The organism is Streptomyces sp. NPDC051133 (genome assembly GCF_040682635.1).
Lineage (GTDB): Bacteria > Actinomycetota > Actinomycetes > Streptomycetales > Streptomycetaceae > Streptomyces.
Genome location: NZ_JBFBBK010000012.1, coordinates 177,350 through 194,641, shown reverse-complemented (window position 1 = coordinate 194,641; position 17,292 = coordinate 177,350). Strand labels below are relative to the sequence as shown.

The following is a 17,292-nucleotide window of genomic DNA, read 5'->3' as shown; positions in this document are numbered from 1 at the left end:
ATACGACTACCTCATCGAGATCCTTGCCGATCCCCACCACGAAGAACACGAAGACCGCCTGGAATGGCTGGGCCTTGACTCTGCCGACCAGTTCGGCCCCGCAGCCTTCGATCCAGCAGAGGTCAACACCGCGCTATCCGCCCACGCGACCGTGCTCGTCAGGAACTGACACATCACTGCCCGCTGTCAGCAGCCCCTTCGTCTGCTGACAGCGGGACACAGACCCCCGCAAGATCAATGCGGCGCTGCACTAGTTGAAAAGCAGCGTGGCCCACAGACTTCCAGGAACGACGCCGCCGTGATGGGAACACGCCCCCTGTCGTCCGATGGACGTAGAAGGCCATCCGTCACGGCAGTGTGCGGGTGAAGGCATCACTACCTCACTGACTTCCGCAGGGGACCGCTGTATGCGGGAGGCTTGATCTGCGTAGAGGTCGTTGAAGCAATCCCGGTGGTCGAGGACGACCTGCGCCGCCTGCCCAGCCAGCTCACGCTTCTCTCTGTACGCCGCCGAGATGTCCAGCTCGGTGGCCGAAGTGGCGTTGAGGTCTCCAAGGTCGTCCGGGAACTCGAGGCCGAGCTGCAGGTCGAGGATGCTCGGGTCTATGGCCGACACGAGAGGGATCCGAACCGCCTGCGCTTTGTCGCTCAGCATGCGCGCTTTGGTTCTGAGCGGGCTGCATGCGGCTTCACGCCCGTCGTCCTTCCAGGAGTCCCACGCGCAGGAGCCCAAACCCGCCACCAGCGCCAAGGCGACGAGAGCGAGGGCGGCGCGAATCCTCTTCCGCTCCCGCTCCGCCCGCTGTCGTGCCCTCTCGGCTCGGACCTTGGCCTCTGCCTCCGCGCTTTCGCGCTCGGCCCGTGTGGCGTGATGGCGGCAGCCGCGGCCTATCTCTTGGGGGAGCTTGCACGGACTCCCCTTCTGAGTGTGGCGCCCGCACCGCGGGGCTGGACGGCGGCGTCGGGAGCGGGTGTACCTGGTGGACATGCCGCGCATTGTGGACCACCGACCGACACCGGCAGGGCGGAACGGTCGAAGCGGTGCTCGCGCGGCTGTCAGCAGGTCATCGGGCAGCAAGTCCCTGTTTGCGTAGGCGACTTGTCCGCCGTTTGCTCGCACTGTGACCCAGGTCACCGAAAATGCATCTCAGTATTCGAGACGGTCGGGCGCCCTGTCGCCTCGACCTGCGCCCATACGCTCCTGAAGGGAGGGGTTGACCTGCACTTAGGGCACGCGGAGGGCACGGAGCCCTCAAAATGGTTTAGACAACAAACAAACCCCAGGCCGCTGACCTGGGGTTTCTCTCTGGAGCGGGTGACGAGAATCGAACTCGCGCTCTCAGCTTGGGAAGCTGATGTTCTACCATTAAACTACACCCGCGTAAGTACGGACAAAGGACCTTTTCTGCAGTCGATGTCCGGACGCTCGCTCACTTTACATCATCGCGGAGTCGCGGTGCTCGAACCTCGGAGGTTTGAGTCGCTCTCAGGGTGGGATCCGACTGCGGGCGGGGTGAGTTGAGGCGTACCGTGGAGGCCTGGGAGAGGGTCCGGGCGGGGCCGGAGTGCCGCCTGGAGAGTCGTCTCTTTGATCCCGTAATGTGGCTTTTGTCGTCGGGGGAGTCAGCCCGACGAGCCTCTTGGGGAAGGGACTTAAGGGACTTGATGGAACGCACCGTCGTCCGTTGTGCGGACGGGCACGTCTTCAGCACCGCTTCGTTCCCGATGCAGAAGGCCGAGCGGCTCGGCCCCGGCCGGCTCATGAGGTGTCCCCGGTGCGCCCGGCTCCGCAGCGTGGTGCCGGTCGCCCTGGAGAAGCAGGGATAGAAGCGGCGGCAGCGGACCCGCAGTAGTCGCGCGGTAACACCAGGCGCGCGGAGTCGTCGCGATTGTCACGGCTCCGCGCGCCTTGCGTATCCTCGCTACGTGCTTCTCTCAGACAAGGACATCCGGGCCGAGATCGACGCCGGGCGGGTACGGATCGATCCCTACGACGAAACCATGGTGCAGCCGTCGAGCATCGACGTCCGGCTGGACCGGTACTTCCGGGTGTTCGAGAACCACCGGTACCCGCACATCGACCCGTCGGTCGAGCAGGCCGACCTGACCCGCCTGGTCGAGCCGGAGGGGGACGAGCCGTTCATCCTCCACCCGGGAGAGTTCGTGCTCGCCTCGACGTACGAGGTCATCACGCTGCCCGACGACCTCGCCTCCCGCCTCGAGGGCAAGTCCTCGCTGGGCCGGCTGGGCCTCGTCACGCACTCCACCGCCGGATTCATCGACCCCGGCTTCAGCGGACACGTCACCCTCGAGCTCTCCAACCTCGCCACGCTTCCCATCAAGCTGTGGCCGGGCATGAAGATCGGCCAGCTGTGCATGTTCCGGCTGTCGTCGCCCGCGGAGTTCCCGTACGGCAGCGAGCGCTACGGCTCCCGCTACCAGGGGCAGCGCGGGCCGACCGCCTCGCGGTCCTACGTCAATTTCCATCGGACCCAGGTGTGAGGGCTGAAGCAGCATGAGTGACGTGCGGGAGAACCTGACCTACGAGCGGTTCGGCGGCGCCATCCGCGAGCTGGCGCAGACCATCGCCGACGACGGCTACGAGCCGGACATCGTGCTCAGCATCGCCCGGGGCGGGGTGTTCGTCGCGGGCGGCCTCGCCTACGCCCTCGACTGCAAGAACATCCACCTGGTGAACGTGGAGTTCTACACCGGGGTGGGGACGACCCTGGAGATGCCGGTCATGCTGGCGCCCGTCCCCAACGTCATCGACTTCTCCGACAAGAAGGTCCTCATCACCGACGACGTCGCCGACACCGGCAAGACGCTCAAGCTGGTGCGCGACTTCTGCCTCGACACCGTCGCCGAGGTGCGCTCCGCGGTGATCTACGAGAAGTCCCACTCCCTCGTGAAGTGCGAGTACGTCTGGAAGCGGACGGACGACTGGATCAACTTCCCGTGGAGTGTCCTACCTCCGGTACATAAGTCGGGCGAGGCGCCGAAGGAGAACAAGGAAGCGCTCTGACCTGCGCTTTCCTGGATACGGAATGACGAATCGACCGACACGGGCGATGTGGTGGGCTGAAATGGCAATCGCCCTTGCCGTGGCAGCCGCGACTCTCGCTGCGCTCGTCGTCCTTCTGGGGTCCTCGGCAGCCCGAGGCCGTCACATGACCCTGGACAGTGGGGCTTCGAGCCTCCTGATCGCACTGTCCGTCGGCGTCGGCATCTTCGTGAGCAGCCGGTTCAGGGCGTGGGGGCTGCGTCGGCGCTACAGGCCCCGGAGTGCCTCGTACAGATCGTCGTAGGCTGTCCAACAGTCGATGCCGCCGTCGTCGTACAGGCTGCCCATGTACCAGTCGTCGTCATGAACAGGCTTCACGAGGCACAGGCTGTGAAACCTGCCATCCACGGATGATCTCACCCGCCAGGTGGTTTTCACCCCTTATCGCCAGGGGCACACGACCAGTGAGATCCCACGGAGGTGCTGAGATGAGCGCCGGAGAACGGGCCAAGGCGAAGGCCGAACAGATCGTCGGAAAGACCGTGCGGAAGGCGGCCCACGCGGTACACAAAGAAGCCCTCGCAGCGAAAGGCGCCGCCCTCGAAGCACGGGGCAGGGCGCGGGGAACGAAAGAACAGACCAAGGGCGCGTTCAAGCGTTGAGCGCCTTACCAAACGCTCGAACAGCTGAGCTGCGAGACTCCGGGCACGTGAAGGGCCCCCGGCGAGGACGCCGGGGGCCCTTTCGCGAGCGCGACCGTCAGAACGTACCCAGCTTCACGATCGACAGCAGCGCGATCAGCTGGATCGCCGACGCGCCCAGCGCCTTCGGCCAGGGCAGGTCGTGCGAGCGGGAGACCATCAGGGTCAGCAGGGCGCCCGCGCCGATCCAGGTGGCCCAGCCGAGCAGCTGGACGAAGCCGGCGTCGCCGCCGAAGAACATGGCGAAGACCAGGCGGGGCGTGTCCGTGAGCGCCGTAATCAGCATGGACAGGCCCACCGTGGGCTGCCAGGCGCCGTCGCCGCCGAGCTGGCGGGCCAGGGTGTGGGTGACCACGCCCAGGATGAACAGGCCCAGCACCATCACGATCGCGGTGATCAGCACGATCGGGACCGCGTTGGAGAGCGTGGCGTTGATCGCGTCCGCGCGGGCGCCGTCGAAGCCGAAGACGGCGAGCAGGCCGTACAGGAAGGTGACGATCACCGCGGGGACCCACATGGTGTAGTCCCGCATGCGCAGGAAGGTCTGGTCGGGGGAGAGGACGATCCCCTTCAGCAGCTCCTTCCAGTGCAGGGGCGGGCCCAGCGGTGCCGCGGGTACGGCGGCGGAGCCGGACTGGTAGGTCGCGCCCTGGGTGTAACCGGCGGCCTCGTCGACCGAGAAGGCCTGGGTGTGGCCCGGGTTGTTCGCCGCGTACGGGTCGTGGCCCCGGCCACCGCCCGGATGGGCGCCGTCGTCGCCGAAGTACTCCGGTCCGTCGCCGGGCGGGCCCGGGTAGCCGTACGGCTGCCCCTGCTGCGGGTACGGCGGCTGCGGCGCCGACGGGTTGCCGTACGACGGCCTCGGGTGCTGCCCGTACGACGGCCCCGAGGGCTGCCCGTGCCGCTGCCCCTGCTGCCCGCGCGACGGTCCCTGCTGTCCGTACGACGGTCCCGGCCGGCCGTACGGTCCCTGCGGCGCCTGCTGTCCCTGGGGGGCACGGTCGTTCCGACCCCCGCGTCCGTTCCTGAATCCAGCCACGTCATCGAACGTACCTGGTCCCGGAGAGCGGTGTGCCGGGCCCGGCGGTCCGGGCCCGGCTTTGCGGCCGACCTGTGACATCCCCTAAGGGATCGTCAGCCGCCGGACCGGGGGTTCCTCGGGGAACCCCCGGGGTTTGCGGCGGCTCAGTCCGCGAAGAGGGCGCCGAACTGCGGGGTGCCCGTGGTGGAGACGCCCACCGTGCTCGGCCCGAAGGCGCGCGAACCGCTCGTGGTGATCTTCGAGCCGTTGGACGGCAGGTAGGTGATCGCGCCGTCACCGCTGTTCTCGTACGAGCCGACGAGCAGGTCCGCCCGGCCGTCACCGGTGACGTCGTCGAGCTTGACGTCGGCGCCGAACAGGTCGCTCTTCTCGCTGCTGCCCGGGACGCCCGTGGTGTTCTGCTCGAAGGACTGGGCACCGGAGGCCGTGTTCACACCGGACGCGGAGCCGTACAGCACGGTGACCATGCCGGTGTTGGTGACACCGGCGATGTCCTCGTCGGGGCTGCTGACCACGAGGTCCTGGTAGCCGTCGCCGTTGATGTCGCCGAGGTCCAGGTCCCAGCCGAAGGAGTCGCCCTTCTCCGAGGTGCCGGGCACGCTGCCGGTGTTCTGGCTGATGCCGGTCGTGGAGGCCGGGCCGGACGCCGAGCCGTAGGTGACGTTCACCCGGCCGCCGTCGGAGGAGTCCGGCACGTGGGTGCCGTCGTCGGTGGTGGAGTCCCAGCCGGCACCGCTGACGATGTCGCCGAAGCCGTCGCCGTTGATGTCGCCGATGGCGGTGACGATGCCGGGCTTGAGGGCCTTCGCGGTCGAGCCGCTCAGGCCACTGGCGCTGCCCGGCAGCCAGTAGTTGGTGTTCCAGCCGTACTTCGTCTGCGTCTCGTAGCCGTCGACCACCAGGTCGGTGCGGCCGTCGCCGTTGACGTCGCCGGCGGTCAGGCTCATCGGACCGAAGGGGTCGTCGTTGGTGCCGGACACGATGGGCGGCTTGACGGTGGTGCGGCTGCCGTAGGCACCCGTGGTGGTGAAGCCGCCCTTGTAGAGGTAGAGGGTGCTGGAGGAACTGCCGACGGCCAGGTCGGCCTTGCCGTCGCCGTCGAAGTCGCCGGCGGCCAGGTCCTTGCCCCAGAAGTCGTGCGAGGAGGCGGCCGGGTCGGGCACGTCGATGCCCTTGCCGGTGAGGCCGCTCGGGGAGCCCCAGAGGATGGCGAGGCCGCCGCCGTTGGTGTCGGTGCCGACCTTCTCGTCCGGGGTGCCGACGGCGAGGTCGTCGTAGCCGTCGCCGTTGAAGTCGGCGTACGCCAGCTCGGCGCCGAAGAAGTCACCGTCCTCCGCGGCGCCCGGGACGCCGGAGGTGTTCTGGCTGATCGTGTTGCGCTTGGCGGAGGACACTCCGGTGGAGCTGCCGTACAGGACGACGACCTGGCCGGCGTTCTTGTGGCCACTGACGTAGGCGCCGGCCGCCGAGTTGGCGACGTCGCCGATGCCGTCGCCGTTGAAGTCGGCCTTCGCGACCTTGAAGGAGTCGGCGGCCGAGGCGGGCGAGGCGGCGAACGTGAGCAGACCGCCCGTCAGCGCGGCCGCTGCGGCCGTCGCGAGGGCGATTCGCGTGTGCGTGTGCATGCGGTCTCCTGCGGCATGCGGGGGATGCCTGGCTGACATCCGCAGTCGATGGGGTGCGGACCGCCGGTGTTCGTCGTGAGTTGTCCCACGGTTCACCGGGAGGTCGCCGATCAAGAGACCCGCGGGGATGCTTGAGGGTTGTACGAGACACCCGTAATTCTGTAAGACGGGTGCGACGGCGGCCGGGTTCCACAGGAGGCGCTGCCCTCGTTCGCGCATTGCGTGGGCCAGGATGGTGCCATGACCGTAGTGAAGATCAACGTGCTGACCGTGCCCGCCGAGCAGCGGGAGGAGCTGGAGAAGCGGTTCGCCTCGCGAGCCCACGCCGTGGAGAACTCCGACGGCTTCGAGTGGTTCGAGCTGCTGCGCCCCGTCGAGGGCACCGACACCTACCTCGTGTACACGCGCTGGCGTGACGAGGAGTCGTTCAAGGCGTGGATGGAGGGCCCGATGAAGGCCGCGCACCAGGGCGGCGCAGAGGGCGCCGAGCGCCCCCGTCCGGCTGCCTCCGGTTCGACGCTGTGGTCCTTCGAGGTGGTACAGCAGGCGGCCCCGAAGGGAGCGTGACACCGAGCGGCGCGAGCGCCCCGCCGTGGAGCCGTCTCAGGCGGACGGCTCCTGGTCGTCGTCGGGGCGCTTGGCCACGAAGGAGCCGAGGCCGACCTCGGCCCGGATGAGCCCCTCGGACTTGAGGTGGGCCAAGGCCTTCTGGGCGGTCGAGGTCGCGATGCCGAACTCGGCCGAGAGTTCGACGACAGACGGCACACGGGCGCCCACGGGGTACTCGCCATCGGCGATGCGGCTGGTGATGGCCGCGGCCACCTGACGCCAGACGGGGCGCGTGCGGTCGAGATCGGGGGTCATGCGGTTGACGCTAAAACTCTGCGGTAGACCGCGCGACCGCGGTAGACTGCGGTAGACCGCGAACAAACGGTGCCCCGGCGACGGTTGCAGCCGTCCCGGGGCGTGGCCACCAGCTGCTGCGTGAACCGGAGCTGATGACATGACCGACCTTATCCGCCGTCTCGCCGCACGGGCGGGCTTCCTGCTCTTCCCGCCCGGAAGGGAGCGGCCGACGTACATCGAACCCCGCCCGACCGACTCCCGTCCGCTGCCCCTTCCCCGCAGTCCGTACGGCGTCGACACACCCCTGGACGTCACGGCTCACCGCCTCGCACGGCCGTACGTGACCGCCGCTCACGTGGGGGAGGCCGCATGAACCTGCCGCCGCGTCTGCTGCCCTGGGCCGGTGCCGAGGGCAAGCCGTGTTACCTGATCACCGATGACCACGACGGCCCGCTGTCCCGGCTGGCCGACGCCACGGAGTCCGTGCAGCTGGGCATGGGCGGCCAACTCCTGGAGCACGCGCGGGAGATGCTGCCCGACGCTCCGCCGGGCGAACTTAAGTTCCTGGCCGAGTGCTTGGCGCAGGCTCTCGACGACGCCCTGCGTGTCGCGGCGAGCCGGGGGCGGCGGGGGGAGCATTCGGACTGACCCCGCACACACGACGGCGCCCCCTGCCTGTGCGGGTCAGGGGGCGCCGTCGGCTTGAGGGGTGCCGTTACTTCACCGGCTCCGGCTCGGGCTCGTTCTCGGACTCGGCCGTGCCCGCCGGGGGCTCGTCGTCCTGGGCCGGGGTCCTGACGGAGTCCAGGAGGAGCTGGGCGACGTCGACCACCTGGATCGACTCCTTCGCCTTGCCGTCGTTCTTCTTGCCGTTGACCGAGTCGGTCAGCATGACGAGGCAGAACGGGCAGGCCGTCGAGACGATGTCGGGGTTGAGGGAGAGGGCTTCGTCGACGCGCTCGTTGTTGATGCGCTTGCCGATCCGCTCCTCCATCCACATCCGCGCACCGCCGGCGCCGCAGCAGAAGCCGCGCTCCTTGTGGCGGTGCATCTCCTCGTTGCGCAGGCCCGGGACCTTGCCGATGATCTCGCGCGGGGGCGTGTAGATCTTGTTGTGGCGGCCCAGGTAGCACGGGTCGTGGTAGGTGATGATGCCCTCGACCGGGGTCACCGGGATGAGCTTGCCCTCGTCGACGAGGTGCTGCAGCAGCTGGGTGTGGTGGATGACCTCGTAGTCGCCGCCGAGCTGCGGGTACTCGTTGCCGAGCGTGTTGAGGCAGTGGGGGCAGGTCGCGACGATCTTCTTCGAAGACTTGGGCTTGGCGGACTCCGGGACCACCTTGCCGTCGTCGTCCAGCTCCTCGCCGAACGCCGTGTTCAGGGCCATGACGTTCTCCATGCCGAGCTCCTGGAACAGGGGCTCGTTGCCCAGGCGGCGGGCGGAGTCGCCGGTGCACTTCTCGTCGCCGCCCATGATCGCGAACTTCACGCCCGCGATGTGCAGCAGCTCGGCGAAGGCCTTCGTGGTCTTCTTGGCGCGGTCCTCGAGGGCGCCGGCGCAGCCGACCCAGTACAGGTACTCGACCTCGGTGAGGTCCTCGATGTCCTTGCCGACGACCGGGACCTCGAAGTCGACCTCCTTGAGCCACTCCAGGCGCTGCTTCTTCGCCAGGCCCCAGGGGTTGCCCTTCTTCTCCAGGTTCTTGAGCATCGTGCCCGCCTCGGACGGGAACGCGGACTCGATCATGACCTGGTAGCGGCGCATGTCGACGATGTGGTCGACGTGCTCGATGTCCACCGGGCACTGCTCGACACAGGCGCCGCAGGTGGTGCAGGACCACAGGACGTCGGGGTCGATGACGCCGTTGGCCTCGGCTGTGCCGATCAGGGGGCGCTCGGCCTCGGCGAGGGCGGCGGCGGGGACGCCGGCCAGCTGCTCCTCGGAGGCCTTCTCCTCGCCCTCCATCGTCTTGCCGCCGCCGGCCAGCAGGTACGGCGCCTTGGCGTGGGCGTGGTCCCGCAGGGACATGATCAGCAGCTTCGGGGAGAGCGGCTTGCCCGTGTTCCAGGCCGGGCACTGCGACTGGCAGCGGCCGCACTCGGTGCAGGTGGAGAAGTCCAGCAGGCCCTTCCAGGAGAACTGCTCGACCTGGGAGACACCGAAGACGTCGTCCTCGCCGGGGTCGGCGAAGTCGATCGGCTTGCCGCCGGACGTCATCGGCAGCAGCGCGCCGAGGGAGGTCTCACCGGTGGCGTTGCGCTTGAAGAAGATGTTCGGGAAGGCCAGGAAGCGGTGCCAGGCCACGCCCATGTCGGTCTTCAGGGCGACCGTGATCATCCAGATGAACGAGGTCGCGATCTTCAGTCCGGCGAAGAAGTAGGTGAGGTTCTGGAGCGTGGAGACGTCCATGCCCTTCAGCCACGACACCACCGGGTAGGAGATGAAGAAGGAGGCCTCGTAGCCGTCGACGTGGTGCTGGGCGCCCTCCAGGGCGTGCAGCATGAAGATGCAGACGCCGACGATGAGGATGACGGCCTCGACGAAGTAGGCCTGGCCGAAGTTGGAGCCGGCGAAGCGGGACTTGCGGCCCGGCTTGCGCGGGTGGCTCAGCTGGCGGATGACGATCAGGACGAGGATGCCGACGACCGTCATCGTGCCGATGAACTCGACATAGATGTTGTACGGCGCCCATTCGCCGATGATCGGCAGGATCCAGTCGGCCTTGAACAGCTGTCCGATCGCGTTGACGATCGTCAGCAGCAGGGTGAAGAAGCCCACCGCCACGAACCAGTGCGCCACACCGACGACGCCCCAGCGGTTCATCCGGGTGTGGCCGAGGAACTCCTTGACCACGGTGAGGGTGCGCTGCGCGGGGTCGTTGGTCCGCGCTCCGGCCGGCACCGGCTGGCCGAGGCGCATGAAGTTGAAGATCTGGAGGAGGGCGCGGCCGAACAGTGCCACGCCGACCACGATCAGGACCAGCGACACGATGATCGCGGCGAGTTGCATTGGGGCTCCTGAGGCGGCCTCGAATTAACCGAGCGACTTACCGATCGACATTACTAAGCGGTAACTTATGCAGTCCGTCTGAGACTACCCCCATCTTCCGTCGGGATGCAGCCGAGCGCGGGGTGATCTGGGTCGCTGAGGGCTGCCTCCGTCATCATGCCGCAGGCAATCCGATCGTGTTATTCATCCAGAATTGCTACATTCGCCCCTACCTTAGAGCCGTGCTCTACGGCATCGCGGCGGCCACCGCCGCCCTCCTCCTGACCGCAGTGCTGGCGGCACTGCTCCGGCTGCCCGCCCTGCGCGCCGGAGTGGTGGACCGGCGCCGCCAGCGGCCGCTGCCGCTGCTGGGCGGGCTCGCCGTGGTGGCCGTCACCTGTCTGGTCGCCTGGACGGGGGAGTGGACCCGGGTCGCGCCGCTCGGCGAAGGAGTCGCGGAGCTGCTCGTCGCCGCCGCCGCGGTGGCCGCTCTCGGTCTCATCGCCGACGTCTGGCGGCTCCGCGCGCGCGTGCTCGTCGCCGGTACGACGGTGGCGGCGGCCTGTGTGGTGCCCTACGACGAGACGGGTGTGTGGGGCGGGATCCTCGCCGTCGTCTGGATCGTCCTCGCCTCCCTCGCCTTCAGGGGGCTCGACCACGCGGACGGGCTGGCCGGGACCGTGGGGGTGATCACCGCCTTCGGGGTCGGTGCCTGTGCGGCCGCCGAGGTGATGGACGGGCTCGCCGTCCTGCTGAGCGTGCTCGCCGCCGCGCTCACCGGCTTCCTGATGCACAACTGGCATCCCGCGCGGATCGGTCTGGGCGCCTGCGGCTCGCTCTTCGCGGGCTTCCTGTTGTCGGCGTCCGTCGTCCTCACGCGCGCGGGGTACGAAATCGGGCCGAGTGCGGCCGTGGCGTTCTGCGTCGGAGCGCTCGCCGTCGCGGACGCGGTCCTGGTGGTCCTCACCCGGCTGCTGCTGCGCCGACCGCTGCTGCGCCGCGGCCCCGACCATCTCGCCCACCGGCTGCGCCGGCTCGGACTGACCCCGCAGGGATCCGTCGTCCTGCTGGGCGCGGGCTCCTTCTCGGCGGTACTCGTCGGGGTGCTCGTGGACACCGGCTGGACGGGGCAGGGGGCTGCTCTATGGGTGGCGGGTGGGGCTCTGTGCGCCGTTCTCGTACTCCTTCGCATCCCTGTCCAGCCACCGCGACGTACGGCATCGACGCAGGTCAGCGGGACTTTCACCGGGCACTTGCGCATAAGGAACGGATAAGAGTTGAGCCCTGGTGACTCAGGTCTGTTGACCCGGCGGACCCGCTCATGCACACTTGAGCCTGTTCCACTCAAGTCAGCTGGAGGAATCAACCATGGCACGTGCGGTCGGCATCGACCTGGGCACGACTAACTCCGTCGTCAGCGTTCTGGAGGGCGGCGAGCCCACCGTCATCACCAACGCCGAGGGTGCCAGGACCACGCCGTCCGTCGTCGCCTTCGCGAAGAACGGTGAGGTGCTCGTCGGAGAGGTCGCCAAGCGGCAGGCCGTGACCAACGTGGACCGGACGATCCGGTCCGTGAAGCGTCACATGGGCACCGACTGGAAGATCCAGCTGGACGGGAAGGACTTCAACCCGCAGCAGATCTCCGCCTTCATCCTGCAGAAGCTGAAGCGGGACGCCGAGGCCTACCTGGGCGAGAAGGTGACCGACGCGGTCATCACCGTCCCGGCGTACTTCAACGACTCGGAGCGTCAGGCGACCAAGGAGGCCGGTGAGATCGCCGGTCTGAACGTCCTGCGCATCGTCAACGAGCCGACGGCCGCCGCGCTGGCCTACGGCCTCGACAAGGACGACCAGACGATCCTCGTCTTCGACCTCGGTGGCGGCACCTTCGACGTCTCGCTGCTGGAGATCGGCGACGGCGTCGTCGAGGTGAAGGCCACCAACGGTGACAACCACCTCGGTGGTGACGACTGGGACCAGCGCGTCGTCGACTACCTGGTCAAGCAGTTCGCGGCCGGCCACGGCGTGGACCTCGGCAAGGACAAGATGGCCCTGCAGCGTCTGCGTGAGGCTGCCGAGAAGGCCAAGATCGAGCTGTCCTCCTCCACGGAGACCTCGATCAACCTGCCGTACATCACCGCGTCCGCCGAGGGCCCGCTGCACCTGGACGAGAAGCTCACCCGGGCCCAGTTCCAGCAGCTGACGGCCGACCTGCTGGAGCGCTGCAAGACGCCGTTCCACAACGTCATCAAGGACGCCGGCATCTCCATCAACGAGATCGACCACGTCGTCCTCGTCGGTGGCTCCACCCGTATGCCCGCCGTCGCCGAGCTCGTCAAGGAGCTGACCGGCGGCAACGAGGCCAACAAGGGCGTCAACCCGGACGAGGTCGTCGCCATCGGCGCCGCCCTCCAGGCCGGTGTCCTCAAGGGCGAGGTCAAGGACGTCCTGCTCCTCGACGTCACCCCGCTGTCCCTCGGTATCGAGACCAAGGGCGGCATCATGACCAAGCTCATCGAGCGCAACACCACGATCCCGACCAAGCGGTCCGAGATCTTCACGACGGCGGAGGACAACCAGCCGTCCGTGCAGATCCAGGTCTACCAGGGTGAGCGCGAGATCGCGGCCTACAACAAGAAGCTCGGCATGTTCGAGCTGACCGGTCTGCCGCCGGCGCCGCGTGGCGTCCCGCAGATCGAGGTCGCCTTCGACATCGACGCCAACGGCATCATGCACGTGACCGCCAAGGACCTGGGCACGGGCAAGGAGCAGAAGATGACCGTCACCGGCGGCTCCTCGCTGCCGAAGGACGAGGTCGACCGCATGCGCCAGGAGGCCGAGAAGTACGCGGAGGAGGACCACGCCCGCCGCGAGGCCGCCGAGACCCGCAACCAGGGCGAGCAGCTCGTCTACCAGACCGAGAAGTTCCTCAAGGACAACGAGGACAAGGTCCCCGGCGAGATCAAGACCGAGGTGGAGTCCGCCGTCGCCGAGCTGAAGGAGAAGCTCAAGGGCGAGGACACCGCCGAGATCCGCTCCGCCACGGAGAAGGTCGCGGCCGTCTCGCAGAAGCTGGGCCAGGCCATGTACGCCGACGCCCAGGCCGCGCAGGGCGCCGCCGGCGGTGACGCCGGTGCCGGCGCGGGTGAGGCCAAGGCCGACGACGACGTCGTCGACGCCGAGATCGTGGACGACGAGCGCAAGGACGGTGCCGCGTGACGGAGGAGACTCCGGGCTTTGAAGACAAGCCCGACGTCCCCTCCGGCGCCACCTCTGACGACGCCGAGCCGAAGGCCGCCTCCTCCGAGGAGGGGGCGGCCCCGGCCGGGGACGCGAACGAAAGCGCCGGTCTGGTCGCCCAGCTGGACCAGGTGCGCACGGCGCTGAACGAGCGCACGCGGGACCTCCAGCGCCTCCAGGCGGAGTACCAGAACTACCGCCGACGCGTCGAGCGCGACCGGGTCGCGGTCAAGGAGATCGCCGTGGCGAACCTCCTGACCGAGCTCCTTCCGGTGCTCGACGACATCGGCCGCGCCCGGGAGCACGGCGAACTGGTCGGCGGCTTCAAGTCGGTGGCCGAGTCGCTGGAGACCGTCGCGGCGAAGATGGGCCTGCAGCAGTTCGGCAAGGAGGGCGAGCCCTTCGACCCGACGATCCACGAGGCCCTGATGCACAGTTACGCGCCGGACGTCACCGAGACGACCTGCGTGGCGATCCTGCAGCCCGGGTATCGCATCGGCGAGCGCACCATTCGCCCCGCGCGGGTGGCCGTCGCCGAGCCGCAGCCCGGCGCGCAGAGCGTCAAGGCCGAGGGCGCCGAGGAGCAGACCTCCGAGGCGAAGAAGGCCGACGACAAGGAGAGCGGTGGCCCGGACGAGGGCTGACGTGAACACCACTGAGGGGAAGGAGGGGCGTCGGGGATGAGCACCAAGGACTTCATCGAGAAGGACTACTACAAGGTCCTCGGCGTCCCCAAGGACGCCACCGAGGCCGAGATCAAGAAGGCGTACCGGAAGCTCGCCCGCGAGTTCCACCCGGACGCCAACAAGGGCAACGTCAAGGCCGAGGAGCGCTTCAAGGAGATCTCCGAGGCGAACGACGTTCTCGGCGACCCCAAGAAGCGCAAGGAGTACGACGAGGCACGCGCCCTGTTCGGCAACGGCGGCTTCCGCCCCGGGCCGGGCGCCGGCGGCGGCTCCTTCAACTTCGACCTGGGCGACCTCTTCGGAGGGGGAGGGAACGCCCAGAGCGGAAGCTTCGGCGGCGGACTCGGCGACGTCTTCGGGGGCCTGTTCAACCGGGGCGGCGGCGCGGGTACCACCCGTACCCAGCCGCGCCGGGGCCAGGACATCGACACCGAGGTCACGCTGAGCTTCACGGAGGCCATCGAGGGCGCCACCGTGCCCCTCAGGATGTCCTCCCAGGCGCCCTGCAAGGCCTGTTCCGGCACCGGCGACAAGAACGGCACACCGCGCGTGTGCCCGACCTGTGTCGGCACCGGCCAGGTGGCGCGGGGTTCGGGCGGCGGCTTCTCGCTCACCGACCCCTGCCCCGACTGCAAGGGCCGCGGTCTGATCGCCGAGCACCCCTGCCTGGAGTGCAAGGGCAGCGGGCGCGCCAAGTCGTCGCGCACGATGCAGGTCCGCATCCCGGCCGGCGTCACCGACGGGCAGCGGATCCGGCTGCGCGGCAAGGGCGCCCCCGGCGAGCGGGGCGGACCGGCGGGCGACCTCTACGTGGTCGTGCACGTCGGCGAGCACCCGGTCTTCGGGCGCAAGGGCGACAACCTCACGGTCACCGTCCCGGTGACGTATCCCGAGGCGGCTCTCGGCGGCGAGGTCCGGGTTCCCACCCTCGGCGGCCCGGCGGTCACCCTGAAGCTTCCTCCGGGCACGCCCAACGGGCGCACCATGCGGGCCCGGGGCAAGGGCGCGGTCCGCAAGGACGGCACCCGCGGGGACCTGCTGGTCACCGTAGAGGTGAGTGTTCCGCAGGACCTGTCGGGGAAGGCTCGTGATGCACTGGAGGCGTATCGCGAGGCGACCGCGGGCGAGGACCCGCGGGCGGAGCTGTTCGAGGCCGCGAAGGGAGCTTGAGAGTGATGGACGGCCGTCGACGCAGTGACAATTTTCGCGGGCCGTATGAACTGACCGAGGAGACCCCGGTCTACGTCATCTCGGTGGCGGCCCAGCTCTCCGGACTCCACCCGCAGACGCTGCGCCAGTACGACCGCCTGGGCCTGGTCTCCCCGGACCGCACCGCGGGCCGGGGCCGCCGGTACTCGGCCCGCGACATCGAACTGCTCCGCCAGGTGCAGCAGTTGTCGCAGGACGAGGGCATCAACCTGGCCGGTATCAAGCGCATCATCGAACTGGAGAACCAGGTAGCCGCCCTGCAGGCCCGCCTCGTGGAGCTTCAGGCGGCCCTGGACGGCGCGGCGGCCGCGATGCAGCAGCGCGAGGCCGCCGTGCACGCCTCCTACCGGCGTGACCTGGTTCCGTACCAGGAGGTCCAGCAGACCAGCGCGCTGGTGGTGTGGCGGCCCAAGCGGCAGCAGCAGAAGGACTGAGTTCCAGCCGAGTGGCACACGGCAGGGGCCGGCGGGACGGGCGTCCTTCCGGCCCCTGCCGTTTGTCCTGATCTTTGCCGGTCCATGAAGTCCCTTTGAATGGACGGTCCGTAAAGAGAGTTTGAAGGTGATTTCGCTTGCCCTTCACAGGTGCAGCGGAGCGTGGTGTTGCGGACTCGTTAAGTAGTTCTTCTTGACGCCGGGTGTGGCGTCCGCGTTGTCTTTTCAGACACCTGGGTCGTATAGCAGCGCCCACGTCCGGAACGCACCTGAAGTGAGCCCCCGAATGCGTCGTATCGCCATATCCGTGGCCGCGTCCACGATGACCCTCTCGCTCGCCGGCTGCGGCATGCTGAACGCGACGGGGGACAGCGCGAGCGCGAGCCCGAGCAAGGGCAACGACGTCACCGTGGGTCTGCTGCTGCCGGAGAAGGCCAACACCCGCTACGACAAGTTCGACTACCCCATCATCAAGTCGCAGGTCGCCGAGCTCACCAGGAACCAGGGCAAGGTCGACTACAAGAACGCGAACGCGGACGCCTCCCAGCAGACCGCGCAGATGCAGGAGATGATCGACGAGAAGGCCGACATCATCCTGCTGGACGCGGTCGACTCGCACGGCATCGCCGACGAGGTGAAGAAGGCCAAGGACGCGGGCATCCCGGTCATCGCGTACGACCGGCTCGCCGAGGGTCCGATCGACGCGTACCTCTCCTTCGACAACGAGCTGGTCGGCGAGGTGCAGGGCCGTACGCTGCTGGAGGCCCTCGGGTCGGGCGCCGACACCTCGAACAAGATCGTCATGGTGAACGGTTCGCCCACCGACCCGAACGCCAAGCAGTTCAAGGAGGGTGCGCTCTCCGAGCTGAACGGCAAGGTGACGATCGCGGACACCTACGACACCAAGGACTGGAAGCCGGAGAACGCCGAGGCCGAGATGGCCGAGGCGATCGGCAAGATCGGCAAGAGCAACATCGCCGGTGTCTACGCCGCCAACGACGGCATGGCGGGCGGTGTCATCAAGGCCCTGAAGGCGGCCGGTGTCACCAGCCTGCCCCCGATCACCGGCCAGGACGCCGAACTCGACGCGGTCCAGCGGATCGTGTCCGGCGAGCAGTACATGAGCGTCTACAAGTCCTACCCGGACGAGGCCCAGGCCGCCGCGCAGATGGCCGTCGCCAAGGTCCAGGGCAAGGACATCGCGTTCGACGCCCTCACCCAGGACAAGGTCGACAGCCCCACCCAGAAGGACATCCCGTCCAAGCTGGTCCAGGTGAGCGCGCTGACCAGGAAGAACATCAAGGCCACGGTCGTCGCGGACGGCATCTACACGCTGGACGACATCTGCACGCCCAAGTACAAGGCGGCCTGCGCGGCGATCGGCCTCAAGTAGGGCGGCGCCCCGGGGTCGCGGTGAGCTGTGACGCGGCCCCGGCGGCCGCCCCCGTCATCTTCTTGCAATGCGAGGCCCGGAGCCTGGGCGAAAACAGGGCGTAACACCCCTTTTCGGCAGCCC

Annotated in this window: 18 protein-coding genes and 1 tRNA gene; 13 read left to right on the top strand and 6 right to left on the bottom strand. The window is 68.4% G+C overall.

Annotation, left to right across the window (positions count from 1 at the left end):
• Positions 1-250: 250 nt before the first annotated feature.
• Positions 251-655, bottom strand: coding sequence for a DUF3761 domain-containing protein (locus tag AB0N17_RS15445; protein WP_366011813.1), 405 nt, complete (start codon positions 653-655; stop codon positions 251-253).
• Between the two features lie 652 nt (positions 656-1,307).
• Positions 1,308-1,381 (bottom strand) — tRNA-Gly (locus AB0N17_RS15440).
• A gap of 284 nt (positions 1,382-1,665) precedes the next feature.
• Between AB0N17_RS15440 and AB0N17_RS15435 the strand changes: the two genes are divergently transcribed.
• The 4 genes from AB0N17_RS15435 to AB0N17_RS15420 all read left to right on the top strand — a co-directional run bounded on the left by AB0N17_RS15435 (position 1,666) and on the right by AB0N17_RS15420 (position 3,666).
• The gene (locus tag AB0N17_RS15435) at positions 1,666-1,827 is read left to right on the top strand and encodes a hypothetical protein (RefSeq protein ID WP_366011812.1); all 162 of its coding nucleotides are present in this window, start codon (positions 1,666-1,668) and stop codon (positions 1,825-1,827) included.
• Positions 1,828-1,926: 99 nt separating this feature from the next.
• A complete protein-coding gene (gene dcd / locus AB0N17_RS15430; RefSeq protein ID WP_366011811.1) occupies positions 1,927-2,502 on the top strand; it encodes a dCTP deaminase in 576 nt (191 codons plus the stop codon).
• 13 nt (positions 2,503-2,515) lie between these two features.
• Positions 2,516-3,025 (top strand): phosphoribosyltransferase, encoded by a 510-nt coding sequence (locus AB0N17_RS15425; protein ID WP_366011810.1) that lies wholly within the window; start codon positions 2,516-2,518, stop codon positions 3,023-3,025.
• Positions 3,026-3,492: 467 nt separating this feature from the next.
• On the top strand, positions 3,493-3,666 hold the full coding sequence (locus AB0N17_RS15420) for a hypothetical protein (protein WP_366011809.1): 174 nt from the start codon (positions 3,493-3,495) through the stop codon (positions 3,664-3,666).
• A gap of 97 nt (positions 3,667-3,763) precedes the next feature.
• Here AB0N17_RS15420 and AB0N17_RS15415 read toward each other — a convergent pair whose 3' ends face one another.
• Both AB0N17_RS15415 and AB0N17_RS15410 read right to left on the bottom strand, forming a co-directional pair.
• Positions 3,764-4,825, bottom strand: coding sequence for a YIP1 family protein (locus AB0N17_RS15415; protein ID WP_366011808.1), 1,062 nt, complete (start codon positions 4,823-4,825; stop codon positions 3,764-3,766).
• A gap of 65 nt (positions 4,826-4,890) precedes the next feature.
• A complete protein-coding gene (locus tag AB0N17_RS15410; RefSeq protein ID WP_366011807.1) occupies positions 4,891-6,372 on the bottom strand; it encodes an FG-GAP and VCBS repeat-containing protein in 1,482 nt (493 codons plus the stop codon).
• Between the two features lie 240 nt (positions 6,373-6,612).
• Between AB0N17_RS15410 and AB0N17_RS15405 the strand changes: the two genes are divergently transcribed.
• Entirely contained in the window at positions 6,613-6,939 is a 327-nt protein-coding gene (locus tag AB0N17_RS15405) for an antibiotic biosynthesis monooxygenase (protein WP_366011806.1), read from the top strand.
• 36 nt (positions 6,940-6,975) lie between these two features.
• Here the strand turns inward: AB0N17_RS15405 and AB0N17_RS15400 are convergent, their stop codons facing one another.
• Complete coding sequence (locus AB0N17_RS15400) at positions 6,976-7,236, bottom strand: winged helix-turn-helix domain-containing protein (RefSeq protein WP_366011805.1); 261 nt, start codon at positions 7,234-7,236, stop codon at positions 6,976-6,978.
• A 139-nt stretch (positions 7,237-7,375) separates the two neighbouring features.
• On the opposite strand from AB0N17_RS15400, the gene AB0N17_RS15395 reads away from it, so the two are divergent.
• Both AB0N17_RS15395 and AB0N17_RS15390 read left to right on the top strand, forming a co-directional pair.
• Positions 7,376-7,591 carry a hypothetical protein gene (locus tag AB0N17_RS15395; RefSeq protein WP_366011804.1) on the top strand — a complete coding sequence of 72 codons (216 nt, stop codon included), beginning with the start codon at positions 7,376-7,378 and terminating at the stop codon, positions 7,589-7,591.
• Positions 7,588-7,866 (top strand): hypothetical protein, encoded by a 279-nt coding sequence (locus AB0N17_RS15390; RefSeq protein WP_366011803.1) that lies wholly within the window; start codon positions 7,588-7,590, stop codon positions 7,864-7,866. Before AB0N17_RS15395 ends, AB0N17_RS15390 begins: the two co-directional genes overlap by 4 nt.
• A gap of 67 nt (positions 7,867-7,933) precedes the next feature.
• Here the strand turns inward: AB0N17_RS15390 and AB0N17_RS15385 are convergent, their stop codons facing one another.
• Positions 7,934-10,228, bottom strand: coding sequence for a (Fe-S)-binding protein (locus AB0N17_RS15385; protein ID WP_366011802.1), 2,295 nt, complete (start codon positions 10,226-10,228; stop codon positions 7,934-7,936).
• Between the two features lie 221 nt (positions 10,229-10,449).
• Between AB0N17_RS15385 and AB0N17_RS15380 the strand changes: the two genes are divergently transcribed.
• The 6 genes from AB0N17_RS15380 (at position 10,450) to AB0N17_RS15355 (ending at position 17,169) form a co-directional block, all read left to right on the top strand.
• Positions 10,450-11,481 carry an MraY family glycosyltransferase gene (locus AB0N17_RS15380; RefSeq protein ID WP_366011801.1) on the top strand — a complete coding sequence of 344 codons (1,032 nt, stop codon included), beginning with the start codon at positions 10,450-10,452 and terminating at the stop codon, positions 11,479-11,481.
• A 94-nt stretch (positions 11,482-11,575) separates the two neighbouring features.
• A complete protein-coding gene (dnaK, locus tag AB0N17_RS15375) occupies positions 11,576-13,426 on the top strand; it encodes a molecular chaperone DnaK (protein ID WP_366011800.1) in 1,851 nt (616 codons plus the stop codon).
• Positions 13,423-14,091, top strand: a complete 669-nt coding sequence (grpE, locus tag AB0N17_RS15370) for a nucleotide exchange factor GrpE (RefSeq protein ID WP_366011799.1) — start codon at positions 13,423-13,425, stop codon at positions 14,089-14,091. Before dnaK ends, grpE begins: the two co-directional genes overlap by 4 nt.
• Positions 14,092-14,127: 36 nt before the next feature.
• Positions 14,128-15,303 (top strand): molecular chaperone DnaJ, encoded by a 1,176-nt coding sequence (dnaJ, locus tag AB0N17_RS15365; RefSeq protein WP_366011798.1) that lies wholly within the window; start codon positions 14,128-14,130, stop codon positions 15,301-15,303.
• 5 nt (positions 15,304-15,308) lie between these two features.
• Positions 15,309-15,776, top strand: a complete 468-nt coding sequence (locus tag AB0N17_RS15360) for a helix-turn-helix domain-containing protein (RefSeq protein ID WP_366011797.1) — start codon at positions 15,309-15,311, stop codon at positions 15,774-15,776.
• Between the two features lie 286 nt (positions 15,777-16,062).
• Positions 16,063-17,169 carry a substrate-binding domain-containing protein gene (locus tag AB0N17_RS15355; protein ID WP_366011796.1) on the top strand — a complete coding sequence of 369 codons (1,107 nt, stop codon included), beginning with the start codon at positions 16,063-16,065 and terminating at the stop codon, positions 17,167-17,169.
• Positions 17,170-17,292 lie beyond the last annotated feature (123 nt).

What these genes read in the sequence shown, in the direction of transcription:
- AB0N17_RS15445 (WP_366011813.1), bottom strand. Translation starts at nt 655, where the DNA reads ATGCTGAGCGACAAAGCGCAGGCGGTTCGGATCCCTCTCGTGTCGGCC.
- AB0N17_RS15435 (WP_366011812.1), top strand. Translation starts at nt 1,666, where the DNA reads ATGGAACGCACCGTCGTCCGTTGTGCGGACGGGCACGTCTTCAGCACC.
- AB0N17_RS15425 (WP_366011810.1), top strand. Translation starts at nt 2,516, where the DNA reads ATGAGTGACGTGCGGGAGAACCTGACCTACGAGCGGTTCGGCGGCGCC.
- AB0N17_RS15420 (WP_366011809.1), top strand. Translation starts at nt 3,493, where the DNA reads ATGAGCGCCGGAGAACGGGCCAAGGCGAAGGCCGAACAGATCGTCGGA.
- AB0N17_RS15415 (WP_366011808.1), bottom strand. Translation starts at nt 4,825, where the DNA reads ATGTCACAGGTCGGCCGCAAAGCCGGGCCCGGACCGCCGGGCCCGGCA.
- AB0N17_RS15410 (WP_366011807.1), bottom strand. Translation starts at nt 6,372, where the DNA reads ATGCACACGCACACGCGAATCGCCCTCGCGACGGCCGCAGCGGCCGCG.
- AB0N17_RS15405 (WP_366011806.1), top strand. Translation starts at nt 6,613, where the DNA reads ATGACCGTAGTGAAGATCAACGTGCTGACCGTGCCCGCCGAGCAGCGG.
- AB0N17_RS15400 (WP_366011805.1), bottom strand. Translation starts at nt 7,236, where the DNA reads ATGACCCCCGATCTCGACCGCACGCGCCCCGTCTGGCGTCAGGTGGCC.
- AB0N17_RS15395 (WP_366011804.1), top strand. Translation starts at nt 7,376, where the DNA reads ATGACCGACCTTATCCGCCGTCTCGCCGCACGGGCGGGCTTCCTGCTC.
- AB0N17_RS15390 (WP_366011803.1), top strand. Translation starts at nt 7,588, where the DNA reads ATGAACCTGCCGCCGCGTCTGCTGCCCTGGGCCGGTGCCGAGGGCAAG.
- AB0N17_RS15385 (WP_366011802.1), bottom strand. Translation starts at nt 10,228, where the DNA reads ATGCAACTCGCCGCGATCATCGTGTCGCTGGTCCTGATCGTGGTCGGC.
- dnaK (WP_366011800.1), top strand. Translation starts at nt 11,576, where the DNA reads ATGGCACGTGCGGTCGGCATCGACCTGGGCACGACTAACTCCGTCGTC.
- dnaJ (WP_366011798.1), top strand. Translation starts at nt 14,128, where the DNA reads ATGAGCACCAAGGACTTCATCGAGAAGGACTACTACAAGGTCCTCGGC.
- AB0N17_RS15360 (WP_366011797.1), top strand. Translation starts at nt 15,309, where the DNA reads ATGGACGGCCGTCGACGCAGTGACAATTTTCGCGGGCCGTATGAACTG.
- AB0N17_RS15355 (WP_366011796.1), top strand. Translation starts at nt 16,063, where the DNA reads ATGCGTCGTATCGCCATATCCGTGGCCGCGTCCACGATGACCCTCTCG.